The sequence below is a fragment of the Streptomyces violaceusniger Tu 4113 genome (assembly GCF_000147815.2).
GTDB classification, from domain to species: Bacteria; Actinomycetota; Actinomycetes; order Streptomycetales; family Streptomycetaceae; genus Streptomyces; species Streptomyces violaceusniger_A.
Genome location: NC_015957.1, coordinates 9,314,833 through 9,337,792, shown reverse-complemented (window position 1 = coordinate 9,337,792; position 22,960 = coordinate 9,314,833). Strand labels below are relative to the sequence as shown.

The 22,960-nt window shown below is 72.1% G+C and carries 15 protein-coding genes and 1 pseudogene; 10 read left to right on the top strand and 6 right to left on the bottom strand.

Annotated elements, in window-relative coordinates:
• The first annotated feature begins 143 nt into the window (after positions 1 to 143).
• On the top strand, positions 144 to 515 hold the full coding sequence (locus STRVI_RS37995; RefSeq protein WP_014060875.1) for an ArsR/SmtB family transcription factor: 372 nt from the start codon (positions 144 to 146) through the stop codon (positions 513 to 515).
• Positions 516 to 518: 3 nt separating this feature from the next.
• Positions 519 to 1,148, top strand: coding sequence for an SRPBCC family protein (locus tag STRVI_RS37990; protein WP_043237180.1), 630 nt, complete (start codon positions 519 to 521; stop codon positions 1,146 to 1,148).
• A 78-nt stretch (positions 1,149 to 1,226) separates the two neighbouring features.
• On the opposite strand, the pseudogene STRVI_RS49315 reads toward STRVI_RS37990, so the two are convergent.
• From STRVI_RS49315 to STRVI_RS37970, 4 genes and pseudogenes are all read right to left on the bottom strand, one after another.
• Positions 1,227 to 2,102: pseudogene (locus STRVI_RS49315) on the bottom strand (endonuclease/exonuclease/phosphatase family protein); the annotation flags it as partial.
• An 873-nt stretch (positions 2,103 to 2,975) separates the two neighbouring features.
• Positions 2,976 to 4,256 carry a sensor histidine kinase gene (locus STRVI_RS37980; protein WP_014060873.1) on the bottom strand — a complete coding sequence of 427 codons (1,281 nt, stop codon included), beginning with the start codon at positions 4,254 to 4,256 and terminating at the stop codon, positions 2,976 to 2,978.
• Position 4,257: 1 nt separating this feature from the next.
• Entirely contained in the window at positions 4,258 to 5,031 is a 774-nt protein-coding gene (cseB, locus tag STRVI_RS37975) for a two-component system response regulator CseB (RefSeq protein ID WP_014060872.1), read from the bottom strand.
• A gap of 46 nt (positions 5,032 to 5,077) precedes the next feature.
• Positions 5,078 to 6,604, bottom strand: a complete 1,527-nt coding sequence (locus STRVI_RS37970) for a M1 family metallopeptidase (protein WP_014060871.1) — start codon at positions 6,602 to 6,604, stop codon at positions 5,078 to 5,080.
• A 368-nt stretch (positions 6,605 to 6,972) separates the two neighbouring features.
• On the opposite strand from STRVI_RS37970, the gene STRVI_RS37965 reads away from it, so the two are divergent.
• From STRVI_RS37965 to STRVI_RS37945, 5 genes are all read left to right on the top strand, one after another.
• Complete coding sequence (locus STRVI_RS37965; protein ID WP_014060870.1) at positions 6,973 to 7,896, top strand: alpha/beta hydrolase; 924 nt, start codon at positions 6,973 to 6,975, stop codon at positions 7,894 to 7,896.
• Positions 7,897 to 7,960: 64 nt separating this feature from the next.
• Complete coding sequence (locus STRVI_RS37960) at positions 7,961 to 9,196, top strand: acyltransferase family protein (protein ID WP_251982994.1); 1,236 nt, start codon at positions 7,961 to 7,963, stop codon at positions 9,194 to 9,196.
• Entirely contained in the window at positions 9,189 to 10,562 is a 1,374-nt protein-coding gene (locus STRVI_RS37955) for a sensor histidine kinase (RefSeq protein ID WP_014060868.1), read from the top strand. The genes STRVI_RS37960 and STRVI_RS37955 overlap by 8 nt, the downstream gene beginning before the upstream one ends.
• Positions 10,559 to 11,236, top strand: coding sequence for a response regulator (locus tag STRVI_RS37950; protein ID WP_014060867.1), 678 nt, complete (start codon positions 10,559 to 10,561; stop codon positions 11,234 to 11,236). The genes STRVI_RS37955 and STRVI_RS37950 overlap by 4 nt, the downstream gene beginning before the upstream one ends.
• A 166-nt stretch (positions 11,237 to 11,402) precedes the next feature.
• On the top strand, positions 11,403 to 14,147 hold the full coding sequence (locus STRVI_RS37945; RefSeq protein WP_014060866.1) for a discoidin domain-containing protein: 2,745 nt from the start codon (positions 11,403 to 11,405) through the stop codon (positions 14,145 to 14,147).
• A 138-nt stretch (positions 14,148 to 14,285) separates the two neighbouring features.
• Here the strand turns inward: STRVI_RS37945 and STRVI_RS37940 are convergent, their stop codons facing one another.
• Positions 14,286 to 15,278, bottom strand: a complete 993-nt coding sequence (locus STRVI_RS37940; RefSeq protein WP_014060865.1) for a helix-turn-helix domain-containing protein — start codon at positions 15,276 to 15,278, stop codon at positions 14,286 to 14,288.
• Between the two features lie 318 nt (positions 15,279 to 15,596).
• On the opposite strand from STRVI_RS37940, the gene STRVI_RS37935 reads away from it, so the two are divergent.
• Positions 15,597 to 19,652 (top strand): ABC transporter transmembrane domain-containing protein, encoded by a 4,056-nt coding sequence (locus tag STRVI_RS37935; protein WP_043237175.1) that lies wholly within the window; start codon positions 15,597 to 15,599, stop codon positions 19,650 to 19,652.
• Between the two features lie 336 nt (positions 19,653 to 19,988).
• Here the strand turns inward: STRVI_RS37935 and STRVI_RS37930 are convergent, their stop codons facing one another.
• The gene (locus STRVI_RS37930; protein ID WP_014060863.1) at positions 19,989 to 20,432 is read right to left on the bottom strand and encodes a hypothetical protein; all 444 of its coding nucleotides are present in this window, start codon (positions 20,430 to 20,432) and stop codon (positions 19,989 to 19,991) included.
• Between the two features lie 183 nt (positions 20,433 to 20,615).
• On the opposite strand from STRVI_RS37930, the gene STRVI_RS37925 reads away from it, so the two are divergent.
• Positions 20,616 to 22,019 (top strand): S28 family serine protease, encoded by a 1,404-nt coding sequence (locus STRVI_RS37925; RefSeq protein WP_014060862.1) that lies wholly within the window; start codon positions 20,616 to 20,618, stop codon positions 22,017 to 22,019.
• Between the two features lie 153 nt (positions 22,020 to 22,172).
• Complete coding sequence (locus STRVI_RS37920) at positions 22,173 to 22,955, top strand: SDR family NAD(P)-dependent oxidoreductase (protein WP_014060861.1); 783 nt, start codon at positions 22,173 to 22,175, stop codon at positions 22,953 to 22,955.
• Positions 22,956 to 22,960 lie beyond the last annotated feature (5 nt).

Genomic DNA, 22,960 nt, shown 5'->3' with positions numbered 1-22,960 from the left:
GCGCGGCGGGGCACGGTAAGGGCGTCGAGTCCGTGCTGACCTCCTGTGCTTCCGCGAGTGGGCGGAATCACGCGGTCGCCCATGGCGGCCATGAGTGAATTTAAGCGTTGACTTATATAAGCGGCGACTGGCATAGTCCTGGGGTGCACGCACTCGATGTCCTCGGAGACCCCGTTCGGCGCCGGATATTGGAGCTGCTGGCCGCGGAGGAGCGATCCTCCGGCGAGGTCAGCACCGTGATCCGGTCCGAGTTCGGCATCTCGCAGCCCGCCGTGTCACAGCATCTGCGGGTGTTGCGGGAAGGCGGATTCGCCTCCGTACGGGCCGAGGGCACACGGCGGTTATACGCCGTCGAGGCCGCGCCCCTGCGGGAGGTCGACCGGTGGCTGGATCAGTTCCGGGGTTTCTGGGAGCAGCGGCTGGACGCGCTGGGGACCGAACTGGCGCGAGGCAAGCGGCAGCGGCGGCTCGAGCAGGGGCGCGGCGGCGACAGTCGAACCGGTGAGGAAACATAAGTCATGAGCGAGATCGTCGACCAGATCAACGACGTCCACCGCGAGGTCGGCACCCGTGAGGTGCCCGACGGCGAGGCCCGTACCGTCCTGCTGCGGCGCACCTACGACGCCGCGATCGAGGACGTATGGGACGCGTGCACCGACCCGCGGCGGATCAGCCGCTGGTTCCTGCCGGTGAGCGGCGACCTGAAGCTCGGTGGCCACTACCAGCTCGAGGGCAACGCGGGCGGTGAGATCCTGCGCTGCGAACCCCCGCGGCTGCTCGCGGTGAGCTGGCTGTTCGGCGAGAACCCCGGCTTCAGCGAGGTCGAGGTGCGGCTGAACGCCGAGGGCGAGGAGCGGACCGTCTTCGAGCTGGAGCATGTCGCCGTCGTACCGCCCGAGATGTGGGACCAGTTCGGCCCCGGCGCGGTCGGCGTCGGCTGGGACGGCGGACTGCTCGGCCTTGCCCTGCATCTGGCGGGCCGGACGCCCGCCGACCCGGAGGCATGGCAGACCTCGGACGAGGCGCGGGAGTTCATGACCCGCTCCAGCGTGGCCTGGGGCGCGGCGTACGAAGCCTCGGGGGCGCCGGCGGAGGTCGCGGCCGCCACGATGCGGGCGACCACGGAGTTCTACGTACCCCAGGGGTAGCCGCCTGGGCTCGCCGCGGGGGCCTGGCGCGAGGGCCCGCCGTGAGGGTGTTCCGGGGCGGGTCATTAGCTTCAGCCGTGCCGCCACCGGCAGGTGATCGCTGTCGGTGGCGGGCAGCGTCCAGGACGAGCGCGGTTCCACGCCGCGGACGAGGATGTGGTCGATCCTCGCCACGGGAAACGACGCGGGCCAGGTGAGGCCGAACCCCGCGCCCGCCTCGCTCTGGGCCGAACGCAGTGCGGAAGTGACGGCGGACAGCGCCCGGTCGTCGAGGGTGCCGTTGAGATCCCCTAGGAGGACGGTGCGCTGCCGTGGTTCGGCGCGCAGGGCGGCGCTGAGGCGGTGCGCGGCGGCGTCGCGAGCGGCGGCGGTGAAGCCCGCAACGGGGCTGAACCGCACCGACAGCAGATGGGCGACGAAGACGGTGACCGGCCCCTTGGGCGTCCGCACGACGGCGCGCAGGGCGCGCGGCCAGGGCGCGATGTCCACCGTCCGGGACGCGTCGACGGGGTACCTGCTCCACAGCCCCACCGTGCCCCGCACCGTGTGATACGGGTACGTGTCGGCCAGCGCGCTCTCGTACTCCGCTGTCGCGGCGCCCAGTTCCTCGAGAGCCAGCACATCGGCGCCGGAAGCCGCGAGGGCGCGGGCGGTTCGGGCGGGGTGCGGGTTGTGCTCATCCACGTTGTGGGTCACGACGGTCAGGTCTCCGCCCTCCGCCCGCTTGTCGAGCAGCATCCCGCCGAAGAGCGAACACCAGATGAGCGCGGGCAGGACGACCGCCACGGCGGCGGTCGCGGACCGGCGGACGAGGGCGCACAGCAGCAACAGGGGCACGGCCAGGCCCGTCCAGGGCAGGAAGGTCTCGACGAGACTGCCGAGATGCCCGACCTGGTTGGGGACAGCGGCGTGGCCCAGCATCACCAACGCGGCCACCAGCGTGAGCCCGGCGATGGCCCGTCCGCGACGCCAGACGCCGGGACCGGCGGCGGCATGCGTGTTGGGCTCGGCCGGGGCGCTCGTGGCGGGCTCAGGCGGGGGAGCCCCGTCGGGCTTGGGCGCGGCGCCCGCGTCGCGCTCGGGCGGGCGACTCGGGTCGGGTTCGGGCGTGGCACCCGTGTCGGGCTTGGGCGGGGGAGTCGCGTTGGGCTCGGGCGGGGTATGCGTGTTGGGCTTGGGCGGGCGACTCGGGTCGGGTTCGGGCGTGGCACCCGTGTCGGGTTCGGGCGTGGCACCCGTGTCGGGTTCGGGCGGGGGAGTCGCGTTGGGCTCGGGCGGGGTATGCGTGTTGGGCTCGGGCGGGCGAGCCGCGTCGGGTTCGGGCGCGGCGCCCGTGTCGGCGTCGGGCGGGGGAGTCCCGTCGGGCTCGGGTGGGGGACTCGCGTTGGGCTTAGGCGGGGCACCCGTGTTGGGCTCGGGCGGGCGACTCGGGTCGGGTTCGGGCGTGGCACCCGTGTCGGGCTTGGGCAGGGGAGTCGCGTCGGGCTCGGGTTGGGGCGTGGGGGCCTGGTGTGCGGAAGGGGTGTCGAGAGGGGTTGCCATGGTGGCCTCACCGGGTCCCGGGTGTGGTCGTCGGCCGCCACCGTCGTACGGCCTCGATCGGCTGCGGCGTCCTCGCCGTACGTGGGCCGGGTATGCGGGGTGCGCGGAGTACGGGGGGAGGGCGGTCGGGGAACATGCGCAAGACACCTCCAAGGTGGTTGACGTGCTGCGGTCGCACGTCAACCACCTTGGCCAGGGCGGATCTCCGCACGGCCGTGGCCGTGGATCCGGAACGGCTCGGCCGGTCATCAGTCGTGTATCGAGTCGGGTACCGACTCCGTCGCGTCAGCCCGTCGGCGGCAGCCGCAGCGTGACGACGGCCCCGCCGTCGGCCGCGTTCGAGAAGAGCAGGGACGCGCCGATGACCCGGGCCTGGCCGGAGGCGACGGTCAGTCCGAGGCCATGACCGCGGCCACGCTCGGCCGCGCCGGTGCGGAAGCGCTGTGGCCCTTCCGCGAGGAGGCTGTCGGGGAAACCGGAGCCGTGGTCGCGGACGACGACCGTCGTTCCCTCCACCGTGACCTCGACCGGCGCGGCGCCGTGCCGGTGGGCGTTGCCGAGCAGGTTGGCGAGGATCCGGTCGAGCCGGCGCGGGTCCGTCTCGACCACCACGGGCGCGGCGCCGACCGCGAGACGCGCGTCGAGGCCGGTGCGGGCCAGCGAGCCTCGGACCAGGTCGGGGAGGGCGACGGGCCGCAGGTCGGCGCGTTCCACACCGGCGTCGAGACGGGAGATCTCCAGCAGGTCCTCGACAAGGGTGCGCAGCACCCGGACCCGGTCCCTCACAAGATCGGTGGCTTCGCTCTCCGGGAGCAGCTCGGTGGAGGTGACCAGGCCCATCAGCGGGGTGCGCAACTCGTGCGCGACATCGGCGGTGAAGCGCTGTTCGCTGCGCAGCCGGTCCCGCAGGCTGTCGGCCATGGAGTCGACCGTGGCCGAGATCTCGGTGATCTCGTCGCCCGCCCGGCCGCCCACCTCGGTCCTGGCGGCCAGGTCGCCCGAGGCGATGCGCCGTGCGGTGCGTGCCACCCGCCGCAGCCGTCGGTTGGGGAGTTCGGCGGCGAGGGCGGACAGCGGCACGATGACGGCCAGCGCGGCCAGCGAGTACTTCCACATATGCCGGTCCAGCGCGCGGCGGCTGAGCTGGTCGGGCGTCATGTCGATCGCGATCGCCGCCAGGCGGCCATCGGACAGCCGCCGCCCGGCCCACATCCGCGGCCGGTACGGGTCGCTCTCGTCGTATAGGGCGGCGCTTCCCCGGGCGCGGACCATCCGCACCAGCTTCGGCGGCATCTCGCCAGGCGTGTGCACGAGGGCGTCGGACCCGCCTCCACCGCCCGGGGCGAGGGCGGTGTCCAGGGCGGTGTACGCCTTGCCGCTGCCCTCGTTCATGGACCGCTCGTACGTGCTGTGGTGCACCAGAAGGCCGACCGTCAGCGCGATGCCGCAGCATGCCGCGGCCACCAGCAGGGCGATCTTCCAGCGCAGCGAGCGCCAGTTGAGCAGGGCGCCTGGCCGGGTGAGCAGGGCGCGTGGCCGGGTGAGCAGGGCGCGTGACGTTCCCACGTCAGCGCCTCAGCTTGTAGCCGAAGCCGCGGACCGTCTCGATCCGCCCGGCGCCGATCTTCTTGCGCAGTCGCTGCACACACAGGTCGACGACGCGGGTGTCGCCGTCCCAGTCGTAGTCCCAGACGTCGCGCAGCAGCGTCTCCCGGTCGAGGACGATGCCGGGGTGCGCGGCGAACTCCAGCAGCAGCCGCAGTTCGGTGGGTGCCAGCGCGATCGGCTCACCGGCCAGGAACACCTCCAGGCCGCCCGTGTCGATGGCCAGATCCCCGAAGCGGAGCCGGGCGCCGTGATGGTGGCGCGGGCCGGGCTGGGCGCCCGCGGATGCCCCGGCCGGTGAAGAGGTGGCCGGATCCCCTGACCCCCCGGCCGGCGGATACGTGGCCCGCCGCAGCAGCGACCGGATCCGGGCCACCAGCACCGCGGTGTCGACCGGCTTGACGACGTAGTCGTCGGCGCCCGCCTCCAGGCCGGATATGACGTCCAGATCGTCGCCGCGCGCCGACATCATCAGGATCGGATCCATGCTGGTCTCCCGGATCCGGCGGCACAGCCCGATGCCGTCGAGCCCGGGCAGCATCACGTCCAGCAGCAGCAGATCATGCCCGCCCGCCCGGAACAGTGCGAGACCGGTCAGCCCGTCACCGGCCGTGGACACGCGGTAGCCGTAGCGCTCCAGAGCCATCCCGACCGACCTGCGGATCACCTCGTCGTCCTCCACGAGGAGGACCGTGACGGGCAGGGGACCACCGCCACCGGTGGCTATCTGCGACATTTTCACCAACCTGTGCGAAGGGGGAGCCCCCCATCATGCCGTTATGTCACGAGCTCTTCGGCGGCTCCGGGGCCACCCAGTCCGGGTGGCCCGCCATGGGCGGAGTCTTCTCGTCGTAGAGCCAGCCGTTGACGTACGCGGTGAAGTCCCGGCCGCTGATCTCGTTCGCCACCGCGATGTAGTCCCGGGTGTCGGCGTTCCTGCCCCGGTACCGGTCGAAGAAGGTCCGCTCGATCTTCTTGAAGGTGGCGTCACCGACCTGGTGGCGCAGCCCGGCGAGCATCAGCACACCCGCGTTGTTGCCGCCGACCAGCGCGTCGATGGCCTCCTTGGGCCGGTTCGGGGGGCCGCTCGCGGCACGGCTCTCGGGGTCGAACTCGTACCGCGCCTTCAGCACGGTGGCCAGGTCCCGCCAGCCCTGATCCACGGTGTAGAGCAACTGGTAGTAGTCGGCGTGGCCCTCGCTGATCCAGTTGGTGTCCCAGTTCGAGACGGCGAGCGCGTCCCCGAAGTACTGATGCACCATCTCGTGGACCATGGTCGGTTCGAGCTGCTCCGCCGGCCCCTGGAGGTTCTCGACGGCGAACGTGGACAGGGTCGCCGATTCGAAGGCCACCCCCAGATAGCCCTCGGGCACCCCGAGCACTCCGTAGGTCTCCAGCGGGAACGGCCGGCCGAGCTCCTTCTCGAACCAGGAGAGCTGGTCCGGTATCCGGTCGACCAGCGGCTTGGCCGCCTCGTACGCGTCGGTGTCGACATAGCTGCGCAGCGGCAGCCCGTGGGGGCCGCGACCCCGGATCTCCTTGTAGTGCCCGACACCGACCTGGACGACCTGGGTGGAGATCTCGTCTGCGGTCGAGAAGACGGTGGTGGCGTCGTCGCCCGAGGTCGTCCGTGAGCGCAGCGTCCCGATGCCCACGGCCTGGAGGTCCTTCGGCGCGGTGAGGCGGAAGGTGAACCGGGCCTTGTCGGTGGGGTAGTCGTTGGCGGGGAAGAACATGTGGGCCCGGTCCGGCTGGCCGAACACCACGAAGCCGACCTTCTTGTTCACCCACGGGGTCAGGCGCGGCGCCGGGCTGGTCGGGTCGCCGGGCCGGGTCCGGTTGTCGTTCCGGTCGACGCGGTAGGCGATGTTCACATCGAACGGCCGGCCCTTGCCGAGCGCCCGCCGCGGCGTGATGTCCAGCTTCTCGCCCGCCTTGTCCACGGCGAAGCGGACCGGCTCGCCCTGGACGGTGACCGTCTTGATCTCGTCCACGGCCGCGTCGAGGCTGAACCGGGACAGCGCCTGGGTGGCGGTCGCCCGGATCCGTACGGAGGAGTCCATCAGCGTGGTCCCGGGCCGGTAGGTGTAGCCGACGTCGTACGAGCGGACGTCGTAACCGCCGTTGCCCGGATACGGCACCAGCCGGTCCCCGGCGCTCCGGGCGCCCGGGGAGGCCGGGTCGCCCGCGGGGGCACCGGCCCAGCCGGGCGGACCGGCCGCTACGGTCGCCATCGCCGCCGTAGAGGCAGCCATCGCCATGAGCACGGTACGGCGGCGGCGCGCCCGGTGGGTGGGGGCAGGGGACATCGTGACCTCCTACGGTGAGACCGGTGCGCCGCGTCGGCGCACCGGCGTCACCTTGGGCGAGAGAGATCTCCGCCCCGGCGGAGCGGGGCCTCCGGGGCCGCTCAGCCGTGCATCAACCGCGTATCAGCCGTCACCACGTATCAGCCGTCACCACGTATCAGCCGTAGCCGCGTATCAGCCGTCACCACGCATCGGTCGTGGACCCGGGCCCCACCGCGGTGCGGATCGCGACCACCGCACCGGCCCGACCCCCTACCCGTAGTACCTGGGGACTACCCCGCGGATGCACTCCCCGGTGGGACGCCAACCACACGGCCGACTCCATAACTTCCGTACTCACACAAGCTGTCGGTACGGAAGGAACAGCCATGGCGTCCCGTCTTCGCCGCGCCCTGCTCGCGGCGCTCGTCACCACCTCGGTGGTGGTGCCCCTGATGGGGGCCGCAGGGCCGAGCGAGGTGCCGGCGCCCGCACCCGTGGCGCTGGGGCCCGTGAGCGTCCAGGGGCTGGAGCACCGGTACGAGGCCAATCGGGAGGGGATCGCGGCGGCCGAGGCGATGGCGACCCGGCACGGCGACCGAGCGCGGGAGCGGGCGCTGCGGAAGATGCGGAAGCCGTCGCGGCACTTCCTGTCCTTCGACGGGCGGGAGGGCGGTCGTGCCGTCGAGGTGTACGGGGACCTGGGCCGGGCCACGCGCGTCGCCGTGCTGGTGCCGGGGTCGGACACCAACCTGGAGACGTACGACCGGTTCCGGGCCGGGGCCCTCGCGCTGAGCCATCAACTCGGCAGCCGTACGGCCGTCGTCGGCTGGCTCGGGTACAAGACGCCGGGCACCGTGGGACCCGAGGTGCTGACCACGAACCGGGCCGCCGGTGCGGCTCCCCGACTGGCCACATTCGTACGGGAGTTGAACGCGGCCAAGCCCCGGGCCCGGATCTCGCTCCTCTGCCACTCCTACGGTTCGGTGGTGTGCGCCCGGGCCGCGCGGGGGCTGAAGGCCGCGGACATCGTCCTGTACGGCAGCCCCGGTACGGGATTCGACGACGCCCGGCAACTGCACACCCGGGCCACCGTCTGGGCCGGGCGGGGCGGGAACGACTGGATCGGCGGGGTGCCGCATGTGCGGATCCGGCTACTGGGCACGACCGTCGGCTTCGGGACCGATCCCGTCTCCGGGCGGTTCGGCGCACGGAAGTTCGACGCGGGGGACGTCGGGCACAGCGACTATCTCAAGCCCGGGTCCGCCGCTTTGGCGAGCATGGGCCGGATCGTGGAGGGCCGCGATGCGTAACATCGTTCGGACGCGTGGCACATTCCGTACGCCTGACACGGTTCGTAGGCGTGACACATTCCGCATACGTGACCTCGTCCGGCGGATCGAGGCCGCCACCCCGCCCGACCGCGACCGCGCCGTGGACGCCCTGCGGGCCATCGCCATCCTCGGTGTGGTGCTCGGCCACTGGCTGGTGACCGCCCTGGTCGCCGACAGCGGCACCCTGCGCGCGGCCAGCCCGCTGCTGTACCAGCCCGAACTCACCCCCGTCTCCTGGGCGTTCCAGACCCTCGCGGTGTTCTTCCTGGTCGGCGGGCAGATGGGCGCCAAGAGCCATGCCTGCGCCCACGCCCGGGGCATCGGCTACCGGCGGTGGCTGCGCGCCCGGCTGGCCCGGCTGTTCCGGCCCGTCGCCGCCGTGCTCGCCGTGTGGACCGTGGCGGCGGGGGCGATGCTCGGCTCCGGGGTGAGCCTGCTGACCGTGCACACGCTGCTCAAACTCGTCCTGTCCCCGCTGTGGTTCCTGCTGGTCTACGCGGTGCTCACGGCCGCGACCCCGCTGGTGGCGCGGCTGCATCCGCTGTGGCCGCTGGCCATCGTGCTCCATGTCGACCTGATCCGGTTCGGCTTCGGCGGCCCGGCCTGGCTCGGCTGGATCAATCTGGCGGCTGGCTGGCTGGTCCCGTACTGCCTGGGCGCCACCTGGGGCCGGGGCCTGCTGCGCGGCCGGACGGCCGGGTGGGTGCTGCTGATCGGGGGCGCGACGGTCACCGCCGGGCTCGTCCTGTTCGGCGGCTATCCGGCGGCGATGGTCGGGGTGCCCGGCGCCCCGATATCCAACCTCAACCCGCCCACCCTGGCCGCCGTCACCTTCGGTCTCACCCAGTGCGGCGCGGCCCTGCTGCTGCGCGGCCCCCTGCGCCGGGTGCTGGCGCGGCCCGCCGCGTGGGCGGTGGTGGCGCTGGTCAACCTCTCCGCGATGACCGTGTTCCTGTGGCACCAGACCGCGATGATGGCGGTCAGCGTGACCACGCTGCGGCTGTACGGGCCGCTGCCGGGGCTGCACACCGTGCCCGACGGCCCCGGCTGGGTGCTGGCGCGGCTGTGCTGGCTGCCGGTGTTCGCGGGGGCGCTGCTGATCTGCTGGGCGGCCTTCCACGGGTACGAGGCGGGGCGGCGGAAGGGCGGTGGCGGCGTCGTCCGCGGTGGCGGCGGTGCCGTACGCGGTGGTGGCGGTGCCGTCCGCGGTGGGAGCCGCGTCGTTCGCGAGGGACGTTCGGTCCGGGCGGCCCGGCAGGTGGAGAAGCCCAGTGTCTAAAGTCAAGGCCATGACGGGCGGGCGGATGGCGGACCGGCTGGCGGAGGGCGCACGCGCCCTGCCGCGCACGATGGGCGAGGGACTGCGCGCGGCGCCGGGCATCCTCCGCGCGGACCTGTGGACGATCGCGCGCGACCCGCTGCCGCGGATGCGCTGGCTGGGCCGGCTGCCCCATGGCCATGTGGTGTTGCTCGCGGTGCTCATGGCCTGGTTCAGCATGGCGCAGTTCCAGGAGCCCGCCCGGCCGGGGACGTCCCAGGACCCGGTGCCCATGATCGGTTTCGTGGTGCTCGAAGCGCTGGCCGTCCAGGTGGCGCTGACCCGCCCGATACCGGCGTGGTGGCTCTCGACCGCCATGCTGTTGGTGACGGCGCTGGAGGCGGATGGCCGCCTCCCCGATTACGTGCCCTACCCCTGGAACTACGGCCAGATCGCGCTGCACACCATCGTGCTGCTCCTCCTCGCGCTGCGGGTCCGCCCCCGGATCGCCGCCGAGGCGCTGATACTGACCCTGCTGGTGGGGACGGCCACCTCCGCCTTCGCCACCCGGCCCCATACGGACGGCCTTTACGAGGCGTTCGTGTCCTTCACCACCGCCGTGGTGGTGGGCACCGCGCTGCGCGGCCGCCGGGTGGCGCGGACCCGGCTGGTCGAGCAGGAGGAGCTCACCGCGGAGGAACGGGCCCGGCGCACCCTGCTGGAGGAGCGCAACCGCATCGCCCGCGAGCTGCACGACGTGGTCGCCCACCACATGTCGGTGATCTCCATCCAGGCGCAGGTCGCCCCGCATTTGGCCGAGAACCCCTCCGACGACCTGAAGGAGAACCTCGCGGGCATCCGCCAGAACGCGGTCGAGGCGCTGGCCGAACTCCGTCGCGTGCTGGGCGTGCTGCGCTCCGAGGACGCCCTGGCCGACGGCGCCCGGCACGCCCCGCAGCCCACTCTGGACCGGCTGGACGAGCTGGTGGGCACGGTGCGCGGGACCGGAATCACGATCCTTACGGATGTCACCGGGGAGCGGCGGCCGCTGCCGCCGGGCGTCGAGCTGTCGGCGTTCCGCATCGTGCAGGAGGCGCTGAGCAATGTGATGCGGCACGCGCCGGGCGCTCAGGCGCGGGTGGAGCTGGGGTACCAGCGGCGCGGGCTCACCGTCCGGATCGTCAACACGACCCCGGACCGGCCCGCCCCGCCCTCGCCGGGCGCCGGGCACGGGCTGCTCGGGATGCGGGAGCGCGCTGCGATGCTAGGGGGTGAGCTGACCACCGGCCCGACGCCGGACGGCGGTTACGAGGTGACCGCGGTGCTGCCCACGCACCACCCCGACCCGTCCGCCGCCGCGCCCGAAACCGCCGAGGACCCCGTATGACGACGACCATCCGCGTTTTGATCGCCGACGACCAGATGATGGTCCGCCAGGGCTTCACGGTGCTCCTCAACGCCGAACCGGACATCGAGGTCGTCGGCCAGGCCGTGGACGGGGCCGACGCCATCGACCAGGTCGCCGAGCTGGCCCCGGACGTGGTCCTGATGGACATACGGATGCCGGGAGTCGGCGGTATCGAGGCCACCCGGCGGCTCACCGAACCCGCCGGGGCCACCGTCAAGATCCTGGTCCTCACCACCTTCGACCTCGACGAGTACGTCTATGAGGCGCTGCGCGCGGGCGCGTCCGGGTTTCTGCTGAAGGACGCCTCGGCGGATGAACTGGCCCATGCGGTGCGGGTGGTGGCGGCCGGTGACGCACTGCTGGCGCCGAACATCACCAAGCGCCTGATCGGTGAGTTCTCCCGGGTGAGCGCCGCCGCCCCGCGCGGTCCCCTCCGGGACCGGGTGGGCGATCTGACCGAGCGCGAGACCGAGGTGCTCACCCTGATCGCCCAGGGGCTGTCGAACGCGGAGATCGCCGCACGGCTGGTGGTGGCCGAGCAGACCGTGAAGACCCATGTGAGCCGGATCCTGTTCAAGCTGGGGCTGCGCGACCGGACCCAGGCGGCGGTCTTCGCCTACGAGACGGGGCTGGTGCGCCCGTCCGCGTTCTGACGGGCCCGGGGCGCCTCATCCTGAACGCGCCCGGCACGCCTATTGATCTTGTTTTCTCATCCGAACTCTCGTTCAGATATTGAAGACATCACGCGATCCATTGACCTGTCGTGTTCACCTCTTTATCGTCACCGGGACCGTCACCGGCCCACCACGACGGAGAACAATGACGTACTCCCCCCTCCGGCTGCCCCGGCCTGCCCGGCTGCTCGCCCCGCTCCTCGTCTGCGGGCTGATCGCCGCCGTGCCCCCGGCGTCGGCCGCTCCCGAACCCGACCCCACCGCGGCGGCCGACGCCACCGCCGGCGGGGACTGCACGCGCGGGCCGTCCGACGGCTGGGCGCTCTCGTCCGGCCGTATCGATCCCCAGGACAGCTCCCACGCGTATGTGGGCAACGGCTATCTCGGGCAGCGGGTGCCGCCCCAGGGGACCGGCTACTCCGGAGGGGGCGACAAGACCGGCTGGCCGCTGTTCACCCCCCGCTACGACGGCGCGTTCGTCTCGGGTCTCTACGCGCACAACGCGAAGACCACCGAGAACCGGCAGGTCGCCGCGGCCATCCCCACATGGTCCACGCTGAACGTGGCCACCGGGGGCGCGGGTTCGGAGACCTTCGGCTCCCAGACGTCCGCCGGGCGGATCTCCCACTACCGGCAGACGGTCTTCATGCGCTGCGGGCTGGTGCGGACCTCGCTCACCTGGACCGCGTCCGACGGGCGCGCCACCGACCTCACCTATGACATCGTCGCCGACCGCGCCAACGCGCACGTGGGCGCCGTAAGGATGCGGATGACCCCGCACTGGGGCGGGGACGCGACCGTCACCGATCTCCTCGACGGACGCGGTGCGCGGCGGATGAGCGGGACCAGCGGTGGCGCCCATAAGGGCGGCACGGTCGATGTCGGCTTCCGTACGGACGGCACGAAGACCGACGGAGCCGTGGCCTCCACGCTGCGGCCGGGCCCGGGGGTCCGGGCGGGCAAGGCGACGACGGAGGGGCCGGAGGGATCGGAGGCCGCGCGGAAGCTGTCCGCGCGCCAGGCCCTCCGCTTCCCCGTCCGCCCGGGCCGTTCCTACGAGTTCACCAAGTACGTGGGCGTGGACACCGCGCTGACCTCCCGCACCCCGCGCGCCGATGCCCGCGCCGCCTCCCGCCGCGCGGCGGACCAGGGCTGGGACGGGCTGTTCGCCGCGCACAGCGCGGCCTGGCGGCGGCTGTGGCGCTCGGATATCGAGGTGGCCGGGCGCGGCCGGAACGACCTCCAGGACTGGGTGCGCTCGACGCAGTACGGACTGCTGTCCGCCACCCGCGCCGGCTCCCGGAACAGCATCTCGCCGACCGGGCTGAGCAGTGACAACTACGGCGGGCTGATCTTCTGGGACGCCGAGACCTGGATGTACCCCGGGCTGCTCGCCACCCATCCCGAACTCGCCAAGTCGGTGGTGGAGTACCGCTACAAGACCCGTGCGGGCGCCCGCGCCAACGCCCGCAAGCTGGGCTACGCCGGCCTGTTCTATCCCTGGACCAGTGCGAGCAAGGGCGGGCTGTGGACCGAATGCCATAGCTGGGACCCGCCGCACTGCCGCACCCAGAACCACCTCCAGAGCGATATCGCCGTGGCGGCCTGGCAGTACTACGAGGCGACGGGCGACACCCGGTGGCTGCGCGGACGCGGCTGGCCGGTGCTCAAGGGGATCGCCGAGTTCTGGGCCGGACGCGTCACGCACAACACCGACGGCAGCTACTCGATCAAGAACGTGGCCGGTCCCGACGAGTACAGCAACGGCGTCGACGACGGTGTCTTCACCAACGCCGGAGCCGCCACCGCCCTGCGCGACGCCGCCCGCGCCGCCCGCGTCCTCGGCCGTGAGGCGCCCGCCTCCTGGACCCGGATCGCGGACAAGCTGCGGATTCCGTACGACAAGAAGAAGCAGGTTTTCCAGCAGTACGACGGCTATAAGGGCTCGACCATCAAGCAGGCGGACACCGTACTGCTGATGTATCCGCTGGAGTGGCCGATGTCCGGCACGTCGGCGGCCAAGACCCTCGACTACTACGCGGCCCGCACCGACCCGGACGGCCCGGCCATGACGGACTCGGTGCACGCCATCGACGCCGCCGCCATCGGCGAGCCCGGCTGCTCCACGTACACCTACCTCCAGCGCTCCATCAAGCCGTTCGTGCGCGGCCCCTTCGACACGTTCTCGGAGGCGCGGGGCGAGAAGGCGGGCGCGCAGGACCCCCTGTCCGGCTCCCCGGCGCATGACTTCCTCACCGGTAAGGGCGGCTTTCTGCAGGTCTTCACCCACGGTCTGACCGGGCTGCGGATGGGCGAGGACGGCGTGCGGCTCGACCCGACGCTGCCGCCGCAGCTCCACGACGGCGTCACCCTGCGGGGGCTGCGCTGGCGGGGCCGCACCTACGACGTCGCCATCGGCCCGCACCAGACGACCGTAAGGCTGACCGGAGGCGCGCCGATGCGGATCGAGACCCCGCGGGGCGGAGCCCAGCTCGTGAGCCGGGGCGCGCCCGCGGTGCTCAAGACCCGCCGCCCCGACCTCGAGCCGACCGACAACGTCGCGCGCTGCGGAAAGGCGACGGCGAGCACGGAGGAGCCCGGGATGTACGCGGGCGCCGCCGTGGACGGCAACGCGGCCACCGCCTGGGTCCCCGACGCGGCCCAGGGCACGCTCACGGCCGACCTCGGTCGCACGGTGCGCCTGGCGAAGGTCAGCCCGGAGTGGACCCGCACCCGGCCCGCCTCCCATGAGGTGCGGACCTCGCTCGACGGCCGCCACTGGCGTGAGGGGACGAGCGGCCCGGCCCGCTACGTCCGCGTCACCCTGCGCTCGGCGGACGACAAGAAGCGCGCAGGCATCGAGGAGTTGCGGGTGACCCGGGCCAAGTGACGGCCTGGCAGGCGGGATAGTGCGGTCCGTGCACAGAGCATCAAGGCACTGTGCACAGCAGGCCAACGACATCCCGGCCCCGCCGGGCCCATGCTGATCAGTGACGGGTGAGCAGGGTTACCACGGGGGGAGCCCCGCTCACCTGTTCGTCCACAGCGCCGTATGGCGGAAGTCCCGTGGGGGCACGCCATAGGCGCCGCGGAAGGCACGGCTGAAGTCCGCGGCGTGGCTGAAACCCCAGCGGGCGGCGATGACATGGATGGGGGTGTCGCCCAGGGCGGGATCGGCGAGGTCGCGGCGGCAGCGTTCCAGGCGCTGGGCGCGGATCCACGCGGAGACCGGGTGCCCCTGCTCCTCGAAGAGGCGGTAGAGGTACCGGAGCGAGATGTGATGGGCCGCGGCGATCGACGCCGGGGTGAGCCCCGGGCTGTGCAGGTTCTGCCGGACGAATTCCTCGATGCGTAACCGCAGGGTGCGCCGACGGCTCTCGGGGGTGAGCCGGTTCTCGGCGCGCGCCTCGGCACCGGCGTCCAGCTCATGCGCGAGCAGCGCGTTGAGCAGATCGACGGCGACGGTGCCGAGGCGCGGTGCGTCGGCCGGGCCGTAGCGGTCGGATTCGGCGGCCAGCCGGATGAGGAAGTCGGCGAGCATGGCCCCGATCCCGGAGCGCCCGGACAGCCGCTGCCCGAGCAGCCGGTTGAGCTCGGCCGCCGGGAACGGCAGCAGCGAGGGGTCGAGGGTGATCGTCATCCCGTCGACCCTGCCGCGCTCGCACACCGCCAGATACGGCGTGGAGGTCGAGGTGAGCATGAGCTGCCGGGCGCCGACCGTGGCTTCGGTGTCCCCGTGGCGCACATCGCTCTCACCGCGCAGGGTGAGCCGCAGATGGTAGAGCTCCGGGTCGGAGCGGCGGATATGGGCCGCCGTCCGCTCGTTCCGCAGTGACGGTACGGAGGTGGAGGTCAGCATCACCTCGCCGAGGCTCACTCCGCCCCGTACGCTCGCGCGGAAGTCGTGCTCATGGTCGCTGCGGAGCTCCATCGGTATCGCCGTCAGCTCGCACAGGGCGCGCCAGGCCGCGAATCGCTCCGCGGGCGGGATGTCGTCGATCTGGAGTCCCGTCACGATCATCACCCTTTCGCCGTACGGTGGTGAGCTTTTCGGTGGACGCGACCTTAGACGGCACCGCTAAGTGTTTGATGAACGGTCCGGTATTGAACAGTCCGCTTTTGGGCGATTCCGCGAACGCGTATCCGGGCGGGGCGGAGCGGGCCGAGGCGGCGGCCCGGCCGGAGGTGACCCGGTCCGATTGTTGCTGAAGGATGAAATCCGCACATCAGTGTGTTGGTTCTGTCCGGAAGCGTGTGCGGATCGGGAGGTCAACGGGTGGCGGGCGTAGGGACGGACATAACGGATGAAACGGGCAAAAAGGATACGGGCGGACCGGATGTGGACGGGTCGGATACCGGGCAGGGCTGGGTAAGGCGGCTGTTCGGCTATAGCTGGCTGTACCGCAAGGATGTGCTGCTCGCCCTGGGTGCCTCGCTCGCCGGAATGGCCGTCATGGCGCTCGTCCCGCTGGTGCCGAAGCTGATCATCGACGATGTGATCGTCCAGCACGACCGGTCCCTCGCCCCCTGGGCCACCCTGCTGATCGTCGCCGCCCTCGTGGTCTACGTCCTCACCTACATCCGCCGCTTCTACGGCGGACGGCTCGCCCTCGACGTCCAGCACGCCCTGCGCACCGAGATGTACGCGTCCATCGCCCGCTTCGACGGCCGACGGCAGGACAACCTCTCCACCGGCCAGATCATCGGCCGGGCCACCAGCGACCTCCAGCTCATCCAGGGCCTGCTCTTCATGGTGCCGATGATGATCGGCAACGTCCTCCTCTTCCTGGTCTCGCTCGTCGTGATGGCGACGCTGTCACCGCTGCTCACCGTCGTCGCCCTCGCCGTCGCCCCCGCCCTGTGGATCCTCGCCTCGCGCAGCCGCATCCGGCTCTTCCCGGCCACCTGGTACGCCCAGGGGCAGGCGGCCGCCGTCGCGGGTGTCGTCGACGGGGCCGTGACCGGTGTCCGGGTGGTCAAGGGGTTCGGGCAGGAGGCGCAGGAGACCGACAAGCTGCGGGCGGTCGGCCGCCGGCTGTTCGCCGCCCGGCTGCGGACCGTACGGCTGAACTCCCGCTACGCCCCCGCCCTCCAGGCCGTCCCCGCCCTCGGCCAGGTGGCCATGCTGGCGCTCGGCGGCTGGATGGCCACCCGCGGCCAGATCACCCTCGGCACCTTCGTGGCCTTCTCGACGTATCTCGCCCAGCTCGTGGGCCCGGTGCGGATGCTCACGATGATCCTGACCATCGGGCAGCAGGCGCGGGCCGGGGTCGAGCGGGTCTTCGAGCTCATCGACACCGAGCCGGTCATCGACGAGCGCCCCGGCGCCCGGGAGCTTCCCGAGGACGCCCCCGCGACGGTCGAGTTCGACCGGGTGAGCTTCGGCTACGACCCCGAGCGCCCGGTGCTCTCCGAGGTGTCCCTGCGGATCGAACCGGGCGAGACCCTGGCCGTCGTGGGCGCCTCCGGAAGCGGCAAGTCGACGCTGTCCATGCTGCTGCCGCGCTTCTACGACGTGTCGTCGGGCGCGGTGCGGATCGGCGGCCACGATGTGCGGGAGCTGACGTACGACTCGCTGCGCGGGGCGGTCGGGATGGTGCCGGAGGACAGCTTCCTCTTCTCCGACACCGTGCGCGCCAACCTCGCCTACGGGCGGCCCGACGCGAGCGAGGAGCGGATCCGGGCCGCCGCCCGCGCCGCCCAGGCCGACGGCTTCATCTCCGCACTGCCGAACGGCTATGACACCGAGGTCGGCGAGCAGGGGCTGACCCTCTCCGGCGGCCAGCGCCAGCGGCTGGCCCTGGCCCGCGCGATCCTCACCGACCCCCGGCTGCTCGTCCTCGACGACGCGACCTCGGCGGTGGACGCGCGCGTCGAGCACGAGATCCACGAGGCGCTCCGGGGCGTCATGGCGGGCCGTACGACCCTGCTGATCGCCCACCGCCCCTCCACGCTCGCCCTCGCCGACCGCATCGCGGTCCTGGACCGGGGCCGGGTCGTGGACGTGGGCACCGACGAGGAGCTGCGGGCGCGCAGCGCCGTGTACCGGCGGCTGCTGGCGGACGGGTCCGAGGCCGTCGCCGCCCCAGGCGGCGACGGCCCGGCCCCGGCCCATGCCGAGCCGCGCGGCGGCGACGCCTCCGCGCACGCGGTGGGCCTCGCCGGGGCGTTCGGCGGGGAGTCCGCCGCGACGGGGTTGGCCGAGCCGGGTATCGACGGCGGGCCGTCCGCGGACGGCGACGGCGCGGCGCATGGCGGCGAGGAGTGCCCGTGCCTGGCGGTGGGCCTACAGGCGCGTGGTGGCGACGATCCCGGGCATGCCGCCGGTGAGACGGCTCGCGACGGGGTGGCGACCGAGCCGTGGGCACGGTCGGACGGCGGTAACGGGCGGGGCCGGCCGCGCGGCGGGGACGACCCCGAGCACGCCGACGGCTGCCCCCGGCCCGGCGGGGTGACCCCGGAGCTATGGGTGCGGCCCGATGGTGACGGCCGTAAGGACGACACGGGAGCGGGACCGGGAGCCGCGGCCGTGGCCGGGCCCGGGATCGCCGGGGCGCTGTCCGGGATGCCCGCCACCCCCGAGCTGCTCGCCAAGGTCGCCGCCCTGCCGCCCGCCACCGACACCCCCGATATCGACGAGGAGCAGGCCACCCGCCCCGAGGAGACCTACGGGCTGCGGCTGCTGCTGCGCGGCTTCGGGGCGCCGCTGGCGGTCGCGCTGCTGCTCGTCGCCGTGGACGCGGTCGCCGGGCTGCTGCTGCCCGTGCTCATCCGGCACGGGATCGACCAGGGCGTCCAGCGGCTCGCGCTCGGGGCGGTGTGGGCCGCCTCCGGGCTCGCGCTCCTCGTCGTCCTCGTGCAGTGGGCCGCCCAGATCGGCGAGACGCGGATGACCGGGCGGACCGGTGAACGGGTGCTCTACGCACTGCGCGTCAAGATCTTCGCGCAACTGCAGCGGCTCGGCCTCGACTACTACGAGCGCGAGCTGAGCGGCAAGATCATGACGCGGATGACCACCGACGTCGACGCGCTGTCCACGTTCCTCCAGACCGGCCTGGTCACCGCCGTCGTCAGTCTGCTGACCTTCTTCGGCATCCTGGTCGCGCTGCTCATCATCGACGTGGGCCTCGCGCTGGTGGTCTTCCTGACCCTCCCGCCGCTCATCATCGGCACCATCGTCTTCCGGCGCCTCAGCGTCAAGGCGTACGAACTGGCCCGCGAGCGCGTGAGCGTGGTCAACGCGGATCTGCAGGAGAGCGTGGCGGGGCTGCGGATCGTGCAGGCGTTCCGGCGCGAGCGGTCCGGCCGGGAGCGGTTCGCGGCGCGCAGCGACGCCTACCGCCAGGCGCGGTTGCGCGGTCAGCGGCTGATCTCGGTGTACTTCCCGTTCGTGCAACTGCTGTCGTCCGTGGCCTCCGCGCTGGTGCTCATCGTGGGCGCCGGGCGGGTCGGGGACAACACGCTGTCGGCCGGCGCGCTGGTGGCCTATCTCCTCTACATCGACCTGTTCTTCGCCCCCGTCCAGCAGCTCTCCCAGGTCTTCGACGGCTATCAGCAGGCATCGGTGTCCCTGGGCCGCATCCAGGAGCTGCTGCGCGAGCCCACCACCACACCGGTCGCCGACGATCCGCGCGAGGTGCGCACCACGCGCGGCGAGATCGCCTTCGACGATGTGCGGTTCCGGTACGGGGACGACGAGGAGGCGCTGGCGGGCATCTCGCTCACGATCCCCGCGGGGCAGACCGTGGCGTTCGTCGGGGAGACCGGGGCCGGTAAGTCCACCCTGGTCAAGCTGGTGGCCCGGTTCTACGACCCGACCGGGGGCGCGGTGCGGGTGGACGGCGCGGATCTGCGCGAGCTCGACCTCACCGGGTACCGCGGCCACCTCGGGGTGGTCCCGCAGGAGCCGTATCTCTTCCCCGGGACGGTGCGCGACGCCATCGCCTACGGACGGCCCGGCGCGAGCGACGCGGAGGTGGAGGCGGCCGCGCGGGCGGTCGGCGCCCATGCCATGGTGGCGTCGCTCGACGGTGGCTATCTGCACGAGGTCTCCGAGCGCGGGCGCAATCTCTCCGGCGGGCAGCGGCAGTTGATCGCGCTGGCGCGCGCCGAGCTGGTGAACCCGGACATCCTGCTGCTCGACGAGGCCACGGCCGCGCTCGATCTGGCCACCGAGGCCCTGGTCAACCAGGCCACGGACCGCCTGACGGGACGGCGCACCACGCTGGTCGTCGCGCACCGGCTGACCACCGCCGCTCGTGCGGACCGGGTGGTGGTCCTGGACCATGGCCGGGTCGTCGAGGACGGCACTCATGAGGAGCTGGTGGCGCGGGGCGGCCGGTACGCCGCGCTGTGGCGCACGTTCATGGGCGAGACGGCCCCCGCGGCCGTCTGAGCGCGCCGCTGGAAGTGCCCCGACCCGGCGTCGACCGTCTGCGGCGCCGTCGTGGCCGGTCGTGCCCACGCGGCGGTGCCGCACATCGACACAGCCCCGCGCCCTTCAGGGCCTCCTGAGCCGCGGCCGGCTTACGGCGATCCGCTGAGAGCGCCACGTGGAGCCCGGCGGGAGCTCGCCGGTGGCCCCGCCGTCGCGTGGGCCCTTCGTCGCGTGGCAGCGCGCCGGATGGGCCCGCGTCGCGGGGGCGGTGTGGGTGGTGCGGTGGGGTGTGCACCGGTCATCCGCCGTACGGCGGTGACGCTCAGCGTTCGCCCGCTGTTACGTACGGTAACGTCACGGTTCCATGCCGCTGGCCCTCGCTATGGCCTCCACCTCCCGCCGGTCCTGCTCCCGCTGCTCCGCCTCGGCCGCCACCCGCTGCTTGTGGCGGTGCAGGAAATCGGGGTCCCCCGCCCGCTCCTGAGGCACCAGCACCTTCATGCCCTTGGCGTGCGGGGTGTCGCCGAGGTCGACCACCACCCGCTCGTCCTGGGAAGTGAGCAGGCCGAACAGCACCAGCAGCTCGGCCTGGAGGGCGGGGGTGAACAGCTCTTTCTCCTCCGGCCCCATACCGAGCTCGTACGTCCCCCCGCGGACGGCCGGTGAGGTGCTCAACTCGCGCAGCAGCCGCATCAGCAGCTCGAGCGAGCGGGGGTCGATTCGTTCCTGCAATTCGTTCAGATACCGCGTCAGCCGCTCGGCCCGTTCACTCCGGTCGTGCCGTTCGTCTCGGTCCATACAGGCAGCATGAGCCATCACAGCCCGCTACGAAAGAGGGCGACGGTAACAACTCTCCGTATTCGGCGTCGTGTTGGAGGAACGACGACCTCTGGCGACCCGAGTGTGTGCCCGGATAGGTTCTCGGCGGCCTGTGGGAATTCTCGGGCCGTAAGGGTCATCACGGCAACAAGGGGAGGGCGCATGCGCAAGATGCTCAGATGGCTGTTGGCGCTCGCGATACTGATGGGGGCGGTCGGTGCGGGCGCCGGAGGCGCGTCCGCGGAGCCGGCCGCCCCCGCTCAGCCGGATATCAAGGAGCGTGTCCTGGCGATTCCCGGGATGCGTTTCGTGGCGGAGCAGCCCTACGAGGGCTATCGCTTCCTCGTCTTCACCTACGCCCAGCCGGTGGACCACCGGCATCCCTCCAAGGGCACCTATCCGCAGCGGTTCACCCTGCTGCACAAGGCCACCGACCGGCCCACGGTCTTCTACACCTCGGGCTACAACGTCACCACCGCACCGCGCCGCAGTGAGCCGACGCAACTGGTGGACGGCAACCAGGTGTCCATGGAGTACCGTTTCTTCACTCCCTCCCGGCCCCAGCCCGCCGACTGGTCCAAGCTGGACATCCGGCAGGCCGCCGGCGACCAGCACCGCCTCTACCGGGCCCTGAAGCCCATCTACGGCAAGAAGTGGCTGGCCACCGGCGGCAGCAAGGGCGGTATGACGGCCACCTACTACCGCCGCTTCTACCCGCACGACATGGACGGCACCGTCGCGTATGTCGCGCCCAACGACGTGGCCAACAACGAGGACTCCTCCTACGACCGCTTCTTCGCGGGCGTCGGCACGGCCGAATGCCGCACCAAGCTCAACGCGGTGCAGCGCGAGGCGCTGGTGCGGCGCGACGAGATCGTGCGGCGCTACCAGAAGTGGGCGGACGACGAGAAGCAGACCTTCACCGTCGTCGGCAGCGCCGACAAGGCGTACGAGAACGTCGTCCTGGACCTGGTGTGGACCTTCTGGCAGTACCACCTGCTGAAGGACTGCGCGGACGTCCCCGCCCCGACCGCGTCGACCGACGAGCTGTACGGCTTCATCGACGAGATCTCGGGCTTCTCCGCCTACACCGACCAGGGCCTGGAAACCTACACGCCGTACTACTACCAGGCGGGCACCGAGCTCGGCTCGCCCACCTTCGAGACCCCGCACCTGGACGGGCTGCTGCGCTACCCCGGCATCTACGCCCCGCGCAACTACGTGCCGCGCGACATCCCGATGCGGTTCAAGCAGGGCGTGATGCGGGACGTCGACAACTGGGTGCGGCATGACGCACGGCGGATGCTCTTCGTCTACGGCCAGAACGACCCGTGGGGCGCCGAGCGCTTCCGGGTCGGCAAGGGCGCCAAGGACTCTCACGTCTACACGGTCGCCGGTGGCAACCACGGCTCCAGCATCGCCCAGCTCACGGGCGAGGAGAAGGCCGAGGCCACGGCGGAGGTGCAGCGGTGGGCGGGCGTCAGCCCGACCAGCGAGCCGCTCGCCCGGCATGACGCCAAGCTGGACCGCCGCGAGGTCGAGCGCGAACCGGCCTTGCGGCCGTAAGCGAGCCCATTCGTGGGCGAAGAGGGTGTCCGCCCCGGCGGGCACCCTCTTCGCGGGCAAACTGGATCATGTCTCCATCCGTCTCCGTATCCGTCTCCGTATCCGTCTCCGTATCCGTCTCCGTATCCGTGGACATGATCGAAGGACGCCACGATGGACCTGAAGCTGACGGGCCGCCGGGCCCTCGTGACCGGTTCCAGCTCCGGGCTAGGCGCGGCGATCGCCCGGCTGCTCGCCGCCGAGGGCGCCGATGTCGTGGTGCACGGCCGGGACGAGGCCCGGACCCACGGGGTGGCGGAGGAGATCGGCGCGGCCGCCGTGGCGGTCGGCGACCTCGCCACGGACCAGGGCGCCGACGCGGTGGCCGCTGTCGCCGGTGCGGCCGACATCCTGGTCAACAACGCCGGTGCGTACGGCCACCCGCACCGCTGGGCCGAGGCCACCCCGGACATGTGGGCCCTGTTGTACGAGATCAACGTGATCTCCGCCGTACGCATGATCCAGCGGCTGGTGCCGGGGATGCGCGAGCGCGGCTGGGGCCGGGTGATCCAGATCGGCGGCGGCCTCGCCTCGCAGCCGATGTCCGAGCAACCCCACTACAACGCCACGCTCGCGGCGCGTCACAACCTCGCCGTCTCGCTGGCGCGCGAGCTGAAGGACACCGGGGTGACGTCCAACGTGGTCTCTCCCGGGGCGATCCTCGTCGACTCGGTGAAGGAGCTGGTGACCGATCTCGCGCCGGAGCACGGCTGGGGCGAGTCCTGGGAGGAGATCGAGCCCAACGCCGCGCGCGACTTCGTGCCCAACGACATCGGCCGATTCGGCCGCCCCGAGGAGATCGCGGGTGCCGTCGCCTATCTGGCCGGTCCGTACGGCGCCTACGTCAGCGGCGCCACGCTCCGCGTGGACGGCGGCACGATCCGCTCGGTGATCTGACCGAC

Excerpts from the sequence above, each read along its gene's own strand:
- STRVI_RS37990 (WP_043237180.1), top strand. The coding sequence starts at position 519 with ATGAGCGAGATCGTCGACCAGATCAACGACGTCCACCGCGAGGTCGGC.
- cseB (WP_014060872.1), bottom strand. The coding sequence starts at position 5,031 with ATGTCGCAGATAGCCACCGGTGGCGGTGGTCCCCTGCCCGTCACGGTC.
- STRVI_RS37970 (WP_014060871.1), bottom strand. The coding sequence starts at position 6,604 with ATGTCCCCTGCCCCCACCCACCGGGCGCGCCGCCGCCGTACCGTGCTC.
- STRVI_RS37965 (WP_014060870.1), top strand. The coding sequence starts at position 6,973 with ATGGCGTCCCGTCTTCGCCGCGCCCTGCTCGCGGCGCTCGTCACCACC.
- STRVI_RS37950 (WP_014060867.1), top strand. The coding sequence starts at position 10,559 with ATGACGACGACCATCCGCGTTTTGATCGCCGACGACCAGATGATGGTC.
- STRVI_RS37945 (WP_014060866.1), top strand. The coding sequence starts at position 11,403 with ATGACGTACTCCCCCCTCCGGCTGCCCCGGCCTGCCCGGCTGCTCGCC.
- STRVI_RS37940 (WP_014060865.1), bottom strand. The coding sequence starts at position 15,278 with ATGATCGTGACGGGACTCCAGATCGACGACATCCCGCCCGCGGAGCGA.
- STRVI_RS37930 (WP_014060863.1), bottom strand. The coding sequence starts at position 20,432 with ATGGACCGAGACGAACGGCACGACCGGAGTGAACGGGCCGAGCGGCTG.
- STRVI_RS37925 (WP_014060862.1), top strand. The coding sequence starts at position 20,616 with ATGCGCAAGATGCTCAGATGGCTGTTGGCGCTCGCGATACTGATGGGG.
- STRVI_RS37920 (WP_014060861.1), top strand. The coding sequence starts at position 22,173 with ATGGACCTGAAGCTGACGGGCCGCCGGGCCCTCGTGACCGGTTCCAGC.